Here is a 12,211-nt window from a genome sequence, read left to right as displayed (position 1 = left end):
TTCACAAACGTATAACCTTGTGGATTATTATTAGCATACTTCTAATAGATATAGTCTTACGTTTTGGAATTCTTAAATAAATTTAGTTTCTTCAATTGACTAGTAAGCTGTTAGAAAATTGATTAGTTCATAAAATAAAACCCCAACTAGAGGTAAAGTTGGGGTTTTATTATTCTATCCATTCATCATCGAAATATTCGTCTACGAATTCATCTATCGTTTCGCAATGTTCCGTTTCTTCTTCAAATGGATTTTCTTCAAGTATATGTTCTTCACTCCACTTGGTGAAATTATGAATCTGAATGTTTCTAATATCATAAAAATCGATTTCTTGTTCACCAATTAGCACAACATCGAATTCTGCCATGCCACGAAATACACCAAAAACATGTGGTTTCACACGGTCATATTCATCTAACGAATTCAATTGAATCTCTAACACTTTGTTTTGCTTAATAGAGCGATCTAAAAAATATTCTATTTGCTGTTGGGATTGTTGGGGTAATCGCTCGATGTTTCGAGCGTGGTATTCGTCTGTATTTTTAATTGCTTCTGTTAATTCGCCCAATGGAAAAGCCGTGGGCCACTTTAATTCGAATGGCCTGTCAACATACTCGTTGTAAGGTTTAAACTCTTTTTTAGTTCGTCTCACCATCTGATACACTCTCCTATCAGAAACATTATACGAACGTTTGTTCTATTTTTCAACAAAAAAATATTCACATAACAAAAAACACCCACCTCTCGTAAGAAAAAGAGGCAGGTGTTTTACTATGGACCATACAGGACTCGAACCTGTGACCGAACGGTTATGAGCCGTTTGCTCTAACCAACTGAGCTAATGGTCCTGGAAACTTTACTTATTAATTAATCTATAAATTAAATGAAATAAGCTCTAAAGTTAGAATTTTTGCTCTTTTTGATTTAGTAAATGTTGGGCGACTACTCTTTGATACGTAGAAAGTGACTGGTGCATAGACACAATCGTTTACTTCACGTAGTCCAAGTGTTAATATTTTATTTTTATGCGGATGGCTAAAAGCTATGTCTAGTTTCATAGATGAACCAAACTTATCTGCTTCAGACACATATATCACTGAATCATTGTATCCCTCTAAAAATATTTCTAGAATAAATTCAAATAGCTCTACTCGATCTTTTATAGTACCAAAATTGCGGTGCCTTTGCAGATGTTTATATGTAATAACTTCATCATTCAATTTTTGACAAATTATTCTAGGTGAATCCTTATAAATTTTGTGTAAACCCAATAAATGTGGGAGTTGTAAGATGTCAAATTTTACATAAAAACAGTCCAGTTTAACAAATGGAGTTGTTATAACAGCCATTTTGCCATCAAGATTTGATAAAAATAAGTTGTATGTTTTCTGCAAATCTTTAGGCATTTTTACAACTCCTCTATAATTTTAGACATAAAAAAAAAGAGTGCAAATCATGGATACCGTCCCATGCTGACCAACGCTAGGTTAACCCACCTGCTGGGGAACGTGGGTGCACTCAATTCCCACTTTGCTTGTAAATAATGATCTAAAGCTAGACTAGAAAACGAGGTAATGATATCCTTTCCTCACACTTAATATAACATCTAAATGTATCGTATGCAATAAAAATATCTCATGAAATTATTTAAAATACAACATAAAAACAAGTTTAAGAAGATTTTTTCACTTACAAACACGTAAATGTGCCTGATCATAAGCTGGTTGCCATATTGTTAATTTTAATTAAATAACAAAAAAAGAGCCACCTTGGGGAAGGTGGCTTAAGAGAAACTTAATAAGTGTATTCTTATTTTAACATTAGAACTATCAATAGTTCAATGTTTGACCAGGATAAATTAAGTTAGGATTAGCTAATCCGTTCCGTTGTGCTAAAGCTTGATAAGTCGTGCCAAGTTTAGCCGCAATACTTGATAAATTATCACCATATTGGACTGTATAAGCGTTGCTTACTGCTGATCCATTGACTTTTAAAACTTGGCCAGGGTAAATCAAATTAGGATTAGACAATCCATTTAGCGAAGCTAAGATTTGATAGTCTGTTCCATATTGATACGCAATGCTGGATAATGTTTCACCATATTGAACTACGTGAGTAGATTCTGGTTGTTTATCAGGAACAGCTGTTGCATCTGGTAATAGTTCAATATCGCCTTTACTAATCCATGACATGATACCTTCAAGCAATACTCTGCTTCCAGTTACTTCTTGCACTTTATAGCTGTTTCCTTTTACCCAACCTGGAATAGCTTCACCAGTCGCCCATGCATCTACATTAAATTTCACTTTGACGGTATCACCGACTTTAACTGCAGAAGTAGGTGTTTTATCTACTTCTATACCTTCCTCAATAGCTGGTGTGTCCGTTTCTGGTTTGTCAGTAGCCGTATATCCGTTATCCGTAATTCCTGTTAAGTCTACGTTACCATCTAAACCGCCTGCAATATAAGTTGAGGTAAATTGCCAAATTGCAATACCATCCATACTTGGAAAATAGTTATACAATGGTTCTGGCGTTACCTCATAACTGGGATAGGCAGCAATCCATAAGGAATTAGGAAACTCTTTAATAATTCGCTGATAGTTCACGTATTGCAACGTAAAAGGTTTATAGCTGTAATACATTGGTGTATATCCTGCTTGTTTGATACGGCGCATACCATACAAAATCGTTTCTGTATTTGCGTTTACATCAGGACTAGCTCCATGTTCAAAATCTAATGCAACAATGGAATTTTTAGGCGTTTGAATACGTGGCAAGAAGTAATCCATCGTTGTTTTTGCAATATCCATGCTACCAAAAGTATCGTACCAGATATAGGTATGTGCGCGTTTACCTTGAGCGACGGCACTTGCTACTTGCGTTTTGTATGTGTATTGTTCATAAATACCACTAGCGTTGTAGCCGCCAATTTGAGCAATAGTAAATTTATCATGTGCATAGCCAAAACGGCCTTGTTCGCCTTGGTAAATCGCCCAATCCACACCTTGATCGCCTTTTGCAGCTAATACATTTAAAGGCATAAAAAATAGAGCGACAAGCGCTCCTACTAAAATTTTCTTTTTCATTCGTTTACTCCTTGTCTTTTAAATTGTATGCTGACACGCCTGTTACTACTCCTAAAAAAGTTGCAATAGCATTGATAGTTAAAACAACCATATCTGTTTGTTGCCAACCGTAGGCTTTGCCTAAAGTTGCTACTAAAACAGAACTAGCAGGAAGCACGGTTAGTACTCCCCATTTGATGATTTTATAATACTTATCTGGTAGAATCATTTTTTTGCTCCTTTCAATTCTATTATGTCATGTTCCGCTTCTTGCATTCGACCTTCTAATTTAAAGGTTCTTTCAATTACCCCATTATGTTTTTCTACTTTCTTTTCTAGCTGTTCAATCCTGTAAGCTGTCAAATTGGCACTAGCTACAACTCCAATAAATGCACCAACTGTACTGCCTACTAATCCTATTACAGCAACAACTATTTCATTTGACAAAATCATTCCTCCAATAATAAAAACCGCTTAGCTTTTTTCTAAACGGCTATATTTGTATTATTCATTAATTATGTTAACGATCCATCAGGTAATCTGTTAAGAATTGAAACAGTACCGCCATTTAAAGAGCCTTCTTTTGGAAAAGGATCTTTAGTCAGCCAAGAACCTTGTACATAAGTATTTCCATTGTGCGAACTACCAAACCGGATATCTTGTGGTGATCCCTCTGCAATTGCCATGTAGTTTTTAGCTGCGGATTGTGCGAATGCCCATTGTGATACTGACAAGCTATTATTAAAATACGTATTTGAGATTAAATCGCCAAGCGTTCTAAAACCCATTGGCAAATCATAGATAACTGGCATATCATTACCAAATTTAGTATAATCCTTAACATTTATACGCATATTGAAAAATACCGTATTTCCTACTCTAAAGATGTCTACTTTACTTTCCGTTGCATTGATTGCATCTTTTGCTGCTTGAACTTTATTAGACAAGTCCAAAGAAGTTCGTAAATAACGATAAACTTTGTTTGTTGCTAGTATATCTTCAGTTGATGCAATATCCACTCCTGATATTTTGGGATTTTTTTTAAAATTCTTTACCCCGTCTATTTCTTGATTATTTGATAAATTCACAACATTCGGTGCAAATGCGACTTCTTTCCAGTCTGTCCATGTTGAAGGGATTCCACCAAATTGGCGAATGACCATTGTTCTCTCTGTTTGAAATAATTGTCTGACTCCACCTGAATCTTTATTAACAATCAAGCTTCCAGAGTTTGGTAATGGCTTATTTTCTACCCCTGTAGCTGGAATCGAATAAATACCTGGCTCCACAGCATCATTTAAATCTGATATTTTAGAATTTTTCCTTACAAATAAACCATTTTCTGCTTCAGTTTGTTCAATAAATAGATTCTCTGATTCTTTTTTTGTATACGAACTGCCCAATGCTGCGAATTTTTTATTAGATTCTTCTTTAGTATAAGCTCCTATCTGTTCAGAAGTTACCTTATGAGGATTATCAAACTGCTTAATATGACTATCAATGTTTTCATGTGAGATTGCGATTCCATCTTCTACATGATTCATGCGTTCAGATGTTACAACTGCACCTAACGCTTTATTTTCTTCTTCTGTCTTTAGTTCATCATATGTTTGCCAATGCTGTTTTTCATAAGACATAAAAACACTCCTTAATCATTACTCTCTTTATTAGATAGAACTGCTTTTAAAGCTGCATTTTCATATTCTAACTCTGTTATTTTTTTTAATAATTGATCAATTACTTGTTCTGACGAAATTTCCATTTCTTTTATAGGCATCATATATTCTCCTTTTCCACTATTTAGGTTGGTTCAGTCTAACATCTTCATAATTTTTTCTATATGCAATAATATTCCAAGAAAAAGGTATTTCTGGCTTGTCACTTTTTACAATAAAATAGGTACTCTTTATTTCTTCTACCCAAATTGAACCTTCTCCGTAAGGACTTAACATAACATGGTAGTTTTCATTGTTAGTAAAAATTGTTTCTAAGAAAATAGATTCGATTTCAATTTTTACTTGGCCATCTGATCCAGTTACTGATTTTCCATAATCTGCAAAATAATATTCTGGAGTTTCATAAGCATTTAATAAACGCTGTCCATAGTTTTCTGTATCAACAAGAGAATTTTTAGAGCCAGTAACACTAAGATTTCCTGTGACACTTGTAGAAGTAGCGGATATACTAATCCTTCCTCCAGATGATCCTAATACTTTAGTATCATTATTCCCTATACTAAAACCACTGCTACTTACATTTAAATTAGGGCTCTTACTGGCTGTAGAAGAGTAACCAAAGCTCCCAGGTGCAAAATTCAAACTATGACCACTACCAACAACATAAAAATTATCTAAATTAGCTGTTCCTGACATGTTATTAGTGGCGCCAAAAAATGACAAAAATGCTTTATTAAGCTTTTTATTAAATATCGTAAAAGATCCTTCATCTGAAACTTCTAGCCTAACATTTCCTTCTTTTTGATTTATGAGAGTAGTATAGAATTTGAAAATTTCTTTTTGATCACTATTTCTTTTCCAAGTAATTGCCCCATTATCTTCTATCATCGTGAAATCTTGTCCTATTGACGTTATTGTAGCACTCTTTATTCTTACTCCTTCAATATTAATTGCAGTCAAAGTACCCGTACTAATTGCGCTAGCATCAAGATTAACTACTCTTATTTTACCAGCATCTAAAGTTCCTACTTCTATTGTTCCAGCATCTACAGAACCTATCATCCCGTGAGTAATAATCGCATCATCAATTTTTGTTTGATCTGTTAGCCAAATTTTTGCACCTGTAATTTTAAGCCATTCTTTTCCATCCATTTCTTGACTTAAATTAATTGTTTTCACGATTTCGTCGGAAGGGGTAGAATTTTCAATTTTCTCCTTAATATCTTCATCTAAAGCAGTTGAGGTTTGCATTACCCATTTTCCATCTCTATATATCCAAATTTCAGTATCTGGACCATTAGGTTTAAACCACAGGTCCCCTTCTTTCGGATTTTTAGGTTCGTCTGTCCCATTATATACATTATTTTTACCAGCAGCATCAACTCTAGAATATAAATCATCTAGTTGTTGTTGAATAGGTCCTTTGAATTGAGTTGTTTGTGATGAAATAGCTTTAGTGTCGGCTGAACTCGTTCCTTTTAAGCCACCTCTATATTCTAAAGAATAGCTTAGATTAGGACTTTTGAATTTGTTACCTTCTCTATCTGTAAAAGTAATCCAATCTCCAACTTCCAATGCTGGATTACCTCGCCAAGATAAATTGTATGGGTAAAAGTTTAAATTCCTTAATTTCACATACATATCATCTAATAATGTTTGTGTCATAGAATTATTAGATAACTTTATCTGAGCTCCTTTATCGGAACCAGCTTTAAGTAATATAGTTTCACTACTACCTTCTTCATCAGATCTTACTTCACAAGAAATACCGCCAAGCTTGTACATTAATTCGTTCTTTTTTAGGCCTTTCATAAAGTATTCACTTGGCGTTATTTGAAAGCGTGGATCTGTCAGGTTTCTTATAGTTAAAAGTCCATCTCTATTAAAATGAGCGTATCCGCATTCAAATTGTGCTATCATTCCAATTGCTTGTCTATAAGTACAGTTTTTAGGAGTTTTTATTCTAACCGTGCTTAATCCATTAAATGACGATAAATCAACTTTAATACCAGCTTTATTAGCAATATCAATTGCAATATTTCTTATTGTTTCCATTTCAGGTAATTCTGGCTTGTACATTCCTTCCATATAAACGAAACTGTCTAAAGCTTTAATTGTAGTCTTTTTCTCATTTCTATCAGGATCTGATTCTGTAATATAGAAAGTTCCCATATTAACATATTCATATTCAGTTGGCTTATATCCAACTAATTTGGCTGAACCTATCTTAGCTGAGCCTACTTTTGCCGGTTTAACTGAACTGATATCACTTTCTGCATCATGAATTACAACACCTAATTCAATTACGATTTCGTCCATCTCTTCAAACTCTGTAATTACTGAACAAAATTCTATTTCTAAAGAGTTAGAATACGTAGAGCCAATTTGTAGGCTGTCTCCGACCATTGCACCATAGTCAAGTTTTAAATAATTAACATCATTACCAGTGTATACTTTATTTTTTGCAGTTATACGAGTGACGATATTTCTATCCATGCTTTTTATTTTTTCTAAAAATCTTTCTGAAACTTTTAACATGTATACTCCTTTCTGCCTACTGTTCAATAAAGTTCATTTCTAATCCTTCCCACTTCAATTCTTCAAATTTACTATTCCATGAATAAGAAGGAGCTGTTCTATCACCTACATAAAATGTTTTAACTCTTTGCCTTCCAATCAAGGGGTCTGGGTATTCAACTTGAAAGAAATTACTTTTTACAGCTTGCAAAATGGAAGAGACCTCTGAATCACTCAGAGGCCCCCACTTCATTGTTAATTTAATTTTCTCTGCAATTACATCTCGTACCATTTCTCCGTTAGCATTTCTGCCGCTAGAATCAGCATCAATTGCTTGTATCCCTACTGAATATTCTTTAGGATATCGAACAGTCTGTCCGTTTATTTTTAACATTCCAGACATAGTTTCACCTCTATATTTCAAGTGCATTATAACCAATTTTCCGATTATACTCATTAATTTTAGAAATAGCAATTCGAGCAAATTCTTCTCCGCCTATGTTTATAATTATATCACCATCCCGATTTTGCGAAGCTGATGCACCAAGAGAACTCACTAGGGACATAATTGCATTAACCAAAGAATTCTCTAGTTTAGAAATACCATAACTATTTACATTATTTGGAGAGGAATTGTTAAAATCAGTATTATTTATTGTACTTTGTGACGAATATAATTGGTCAGGCATACGCAGATTTTTAAAGTCTTTAAATTGATTATCTGGATTAAAAGGATTTGCGCTAGCTGGAACAACCATTTCTCCTTTATGAATCATTGCTAATTGGTCCTCAGGTACCCAAGGTGTTCCTTTAGCATAGCCATGTCCATGACCAATAACTTGAAGCATTCCTGTAACTCCGTATCTGTTTTTTGCATAGTTTATTGCTGCCAATGAATTGTCAAATCCATTAAAAATATTTCCATGACCTGGGAATTTATATGCATTGAATGTAGCAGATATTGTTTGTAGTAGCCCTTTTGCAAGGTCTCCTGAAATAGTGTTTACATCAACATATCCACCTTGTACTGCTTTTTCATTTCCTCCAGATTCAGATTGCACTTGCCTTAACCAAGCACCAGTATATGTTTCATTAGAAGGTAATCCATTCATACTTAAAGCCTTTTTAATAACAGGCCTCCATCTTTCAACTCCAGTACCTTTTGGGGATTCGCTACCCTCATCAAAGAATTTTTTAACAAAACCGACTGCGCCTTCAGTCATCTTTGATATTCCACCTTTAGCAATTGACAGTGCGGGTTCAAACACTCCAGATAAATCAGTAAATTTTGATACAGCAGCATCTAATACTTTTTTAGGATTGGTTGCATAGTCCCAAATATTCGAAGCTAAATCTTGAAGATTATCCAGCCACCCACTAGTTCCTTTAGCATAATTTGGTATTTGATTTCCTGGTATAACCTGAGAACCTTTAGGTAAGTTAACTAACAAATTTCTTTGTTTAGGGAATAAACCAGCTCTTCCGTCAGGCAGCATAAACATTTCTTGATAACGGCTGCCAGCAGCATCATTAACCATTGCATACCCTCCTGGATGTCCATTGGTACCTTTTGCATACCTTGGAACTTCCCACGCAGTTAAACGATTACTTGATCCTACTGCTCCTAGTACCCAGTTAATACCATTGATGACTCCATTTACAGCGCCCCCAATAACACTAACAATTCCATTACCAATCGCTGCTGCTCCTCTTTTCACAGCATTTACACCTCTGCTTAATCCTGAGCCTATTTTTTCACCCATTCCAGATGCCCAAGAAGCTACACTATCAAATGCATTTTTTGCATTTGATTTGATTGTGCTCGAATAACTTCCCATTTTTTCTTTCATATTCGACCATGCACTAACAGCATTATTTTTTGCTGTATTTGCTTTATCAGATACTGTACTTTTTACATTTTCCCAAGTATCAGATGTTCCTCTTTTTATTTCACTCCATTTATCTGACACATTAGTTTTAATTGTAGATACTTTATCACTAACTGATTTTTTTGTATCTTCCCATTTTTCAGAGCTCCATTTTTTTACACTATCCCAAGCTTCAGATGTAGAACTTTTAATTCCATTCCACTTTTCATTAATCCATTTACCTAATTGTCCTGCTTTTTCTTTTACTGTATCCCAGTTTTTCCAAAGTAACACTCCTGCTGCAATAGCCGCTCCTATCGCTACTGTTATAGGTCCTCCTAAAATACCAACTACTGTACCAATCGCTGTTCCTACTGCAGAAAGCACTCCACTAAGGCCACCAATACTCGAAAGAAAAGTGAAGATTCCAGATAGAACTTCAACAACTTTCACAGCAGCTCCTATTACTTTAATCGCTCCTACAAATGTACCAAAAGCTATAACGAAATTTGAAAAACCTTCTGCGTGTTCTGAAAGCCATTGACCAATTGTAGACAACACATCACCAAGTGATTTCAATACATCAACTACTATACCCCCTGTCCATTCGGCTAGGGGTTTTAATACATTGTTCCAAAAATAATCAAAAGCTGGCTTAAATGCGTCAATGACGCCACTAAGTAAATCAATAACTCCTTTTAACGTATCTAAAAATGCTGGTATTAAATCTTGAATAGTATAGCTTGCTAAAGGTAATAAGACGTTTTTATAGAACCATTCTAACCCTTCTCCGACCTTGTCAGCTAATGGACGAATGCTTTTCAGTAAATTTTTAACACTACTTAATAACGGCGTAAAATCAAGAGTTTTAGCCCAATCAGCAGTCGCTTTAGTTATACCATTTATGTGACTTAAAATATCATCAATAATTCCAAGAATTATTGAAAAGATTTCTCTTCCAGTATTATTAGATTCCCATGCTTTCTTTAATTGATCAGCAATATTACCTATTGTCTTAAAAATATTAGTATAGATTTCTAATATATTAGCAGCAATTGATTCGCCAGTACCGTCATTCCATGCATCTCTAAAAGCGGTCGCAACACTATGCAAAAGTTCTAAAATAGAGTTCCACATATCAAATATAGATTGTATAAGGGCAGTCCCTCTACCATCATCTTCCCATGCTCTTCTAAATGCACCTGCTATGTCACCAATAATATTTAATACATCTGCTAATAATATTAGAAGATTTTCAATAAATCGCTGACCTGTCCCGTTAGTCCATACTTCCATAAATGACTTGCCTATAGCTTTTGCCAATCCTATTACTTCTTTTAAAGCATAGTTCCAAGCATCTATTACTTTTTTACCTTGATTATTCCAAGCATCTTGAAATGGTTTGAAAAAATCTTTAAGCAGATTTTTAAAGTTTTTCATCCACGCTGGCGGCTGGTAATCCCCTGTTGCTGCACCAAAATCAGTAGACGGTTTGTTAGGTTTATCTAAGGAACTATCATCCTCTTTGTCATTATTCAGACTCAATTTATTGATTTCGTCAAACCCCATCAATACTCGTTCTAATTTTTTCACTTTTTCCTTAGTTTTTTCTGCAGCATCTCCAGTATCTTCCAATGCTTGAATATCATCATAAAGTCCACTAGCTCCTGTCTTTGCTGCTTGATAAGTAGTTCCAAAAATAGATGCTATAAAAGCTGCAAATTGACCTGTTAACGTTGCAAGTGCATTCATTAACGTATTAACTGCTGGTAAGATCGCTGTGTAAATGGGATAAAAAGCAGTCATAAGATTAACTTTGATTTGATTTAAAGAATTAGAAAATTGTTCATTGGTCCTAAAAGCTGCAAACAAATTTTTGGCTAATCCAGATATTGCTCTTCCAATTAATTGATAAACAATTAACGATGGTAACAATCCACGCATCGACTGACCTAGCTGTCCAGTTCGCCGAGACATTCCTTGTGTTCCTCGATTAACTTTATTACTAGTTAAAGAAAATATGCTACCGAATTTACTTACAAAACCTAGACTATCTTTAAAGCCATTGCCTAATCCTCTTGATCCATGAGAAAGAGCATTTTGCATACGATTAAATACTCCACCATATCTTGAAACTGCACGCTCTGATTGTTTCATTCCGGCTCCTGTTTTAGTAGCTCCATCTACAGCATCTCCTGTACGAATTGACGAAGATCCCAACGCCGTATTAATTCGTGCTAAAGCTTTTCTCAATGAATTAGCTCTATCTTCTGTTTTAGCATATTCTTTTTGCAATCTATCATTGTCATTAATTAATTTATTCATTTTGACTGATTGCTTTTGAATAGCTTCTGCCGTTTTGTCTGATGCAGGAGTATCTTTAAACTCTTTAAAACCATTTTGAAAAGTACCTTTCGGAATCCTTTGGTCTTCATACGTACTTTTTAATCCTTTTATTTTTTTTCTCATAGCTTCTATTTGAATTTCGTTCAGTGCCATTTTTTTCACAATATTATCTAAAGAACTTGGCACCGAGTCAAATTCAGATTTTATCCCTTTGGCTAATCCCTTTGCTTGATCATGAAATTTAGTCATATTTGCTTGCGCTCTTGCGATTTGTTCATCGTATTTAATTGTTTTTCCCGTATCACCTTTTGCAGATGCATCTTGTCTTTGTGATTTTAAATACGCAACCTTCTCTTGCGCTGCTTTTGCTTGACCCATTTTTGCATTAATTTCATTGACCAGAGCGTCAACCTCTTTAGAAACTTTTGGTTTTGCTTTCCTTATACCTGATGCAAAGTTATTTCCAATATTACTTGATGCATCTTTGGTATTTTTAGAAATAGTATTAGTCATACGCTCAACATTTTTAGACAATTCATCCAATTGCTTACTAAACGCTTGTACACCTTTATCTATATTTAGATTTTTTTCAGTTTTATCCATGCTATCTTTTGAAGTACCTTCAATTTTCTTTAACATAGAATCAAACTTAGGCCAAACTTTCTCCATAGCTGCATCGATTCTTGATAAGTTAACATCTAGCAGAACTTCTAATGTTTCAAGTTCTATCGCCATA

At 34.5% G+C, this 12,211-nt stretch carries 10 protein-coding genes and 1 tRNA gene; all 11 read right to left on the bottom strand.

Annotation, left to right across the window (positions count from 1 at the left end):
- Positions 1–169: 169 nt before the first annotated feature.
- Positions 170–655 (bottom strand): hypothetical protein, encoded by a 486-nt coding sequence (locus tag IGK72_RS02495; protein ID WP_070416176.1) that lies wholly within the window; start codon positions 653–655, stop codon positions 170–172.
- A 119-nt stretch (positions 656–774) separates the two neighbouring features.
- Positions 775–848 (bottom strand) — tRNA-Ile (locus IGK72_RS02490).
- Between the two features lie 24 nt (positions 849–872).
- On the bottom strand, positions 873–1,406 hold the full coding sequence (locus tag IGK72_RS02485) for a PBECR4 domain-containing protein (RefSeq protein ID WP_002403782.1): 534 nt from the start codon (positions 1,404–1,406) through the stop codon (positions 873–875).
- A gap of 423 nt (positions 1,407–1,829) precedes the next feature.
- Entirely contained in the window at positions 1,830–3,089 is a 1,260-nt protein-coding gene (locus IGK72_RS02480; RefSeq protein ID WP_412524190.1) for a LysM peptidoglycan-binding domain-containing protein, read from the bottom strand.
- 4 nt (positions 3,090–3,093) lie between these two features.
- The gene (locus IGK72_RS02475; protein WP_002415695.1) at positions 3,094–3,297 is read right to left on the bottom strand and encodes a phage holin; all 204 of its coding nucleotides are present in this window, start codon (positions 3,295–3,297) and stop codon (positions 3,094–3,096) included.
- Positions 3,294–3,521, bottom strand: coding sequence for a hypothetical protein (locus IGK72_RS02470; RefSeq protein ID WP_002395458.1), 228 nt, complete (start codon positions 3,519–3,521; stop codon positions 3,294–3,296). Before IGK72_RS02470 ends, IGK72_RS02475 begins: the two co-directional genes overlap by 4 nt.
- A 62-nt stretch (positions 3,522–3,583) precedes the next feature.
- Positions 3,584–4,705, bottom strand: a complete 1,122-nt coding sequence (locus IGK72_RS02465; protein ID WP_002415694.1) for a pyocin knob domain-containing protein — start codon at positions 4,703–4,705, stop codon at positions 3,584–3,586.
- Positions 4,706–4,716: 11 nt separating this feature from the next.
- A complete protein-coding gene (locus IGK72_RS02460) occupies positions 4,717–4,845 on the bottom strand; it encodes a hypothetical protein (RefSeq protein WP_256968977.1) in 129 nt (42 codons plus the stop codon).
- A gap of 19 nt (positions 4,846–4,864) precedes the next feature.
- Complete coding sequence (locus IGK72_RS02455) at positions 4,865–7,282, bottom strand: gp58-like family protein (RefSeq protein ID WP_002415692.1); 2,418 nt, start codon at positions 7,280–7,282, stop codon at positions 4,865–4,867.
- Positions 7,283–7,298: 16 nt separating this feature from the next.
- Positions 7,299–7,664, bottom strand: a complete 366-nt coding sequence (locus IGK72_RS02450) for a DUF6711 family protein (RefSeq protein WP_025188523.1) — start codon at positions 7,662–7,664, stop codon at positions 7,299–7,301.
- A 10-nt stretch (positions 7,665–7,674) separates the two neighbouring features.
- Positions 7,675–12,210: a transglycosylase SLT domain-containing protein gene (locus IGK72_RS02445; protein WP_080388189.1), complete on the bottom strand. Its 4,536-nt coding sequence runs from the start codon at positions 12,208–12,210 to the stop codon at positions 7,675–7,677.
- Position 12,211: the final 1 nt, after the last annotated feature.

The sequence above is a fragment of the Enterococcus sp. DIV0183 genome (assembly GCF_050541505.1).
Taxonomy (GTDB): domain Bacteria; phylum Bacillota; class Bacilli; order Lactobacillales; family Enterococcaceae; genus Enterococcus; species Enterococcus faecalis.
The sequence above is the reverse complement of the archived record's forward strand: the minus strand, read 5'-3'. Positions and strand labels throughout refer to the sequence as shown.

Excerpts from the sequence above, each read along its gene's own strand:
- IGK72_RS02465 (WP_002415694.1), bottom strand. The coding sequence starts at position 4,705 with ATGTCTTATGAAAAACAGCATTGGCAAACATATGATGAACTAAAGACA.
- IGK72_RS02495 (WP_070416176.1), bottom strand. The coding sequence starts at position 655 with ATGGTGAGACGAACTAAAAAAGAGTTTAAACCTTACAACGAGTATGTT.
- IGK72_RS02470 (WP_002395458.1), bottom strand. The coding sequence starts at position 3,521 with ATGATTTTGTCAAATGAAATAGTTGTTGCTGTAATAGGATTAGTAGGC.
- IGK72_RS02455 (WP_002415692.1), bottom strand. The coding sequence starts at position 7,282 with ATGTTAAAAGTTTCAGAAAGATTTTTAGAAAAAATAAAAAGCATGGAT.
- IGK72_RS02475 (WP_002415695.1), bottom strand. The coding sequence starts at position 3,297 with ATGATTCTACCAGATAAGTATTATAAAATCATCAAATGGGGAGTACTA.
- IGK72_RS02480 (WP_412524190.1), bottom strand. The coding sequence starts at position 3,089 with ATGAAAAAGAAAATTTTAGTAGGAGCGCTTGTCGCTCTATTTTTTATG.
- IGK72_RS02445 (WP_080388189.1), bottom strand. The coding sequence starts at position 12,210 with ATGGCGATAGAACTTGAAACATTAGAAGTTCTGCTAGATGTTAACTTA.
- IGK72_RS02460 (WP_256968977.1), bottom strand. The coding sequence starts at position 4,845 with ATGCCTATAAAAGAAATGGAAATTTCGTCAGAACAAGTAATTGATCAA.
- IGK72_RS02450 (WP_025188523.1), bottom strand. The coding sequence starts at position 7,664 with ATGTCTGGAATGTTAAAAATAAACGGACAGACTGTTCGATATCCTAAA.
- IGK72_RS02485 (WP_002403782.1), bottom strand. The coding sequence starts at position 1,406 with ATGCCTAAAGATTTGCAGAAAACATACAACTTATTTTTATCAAATCTT.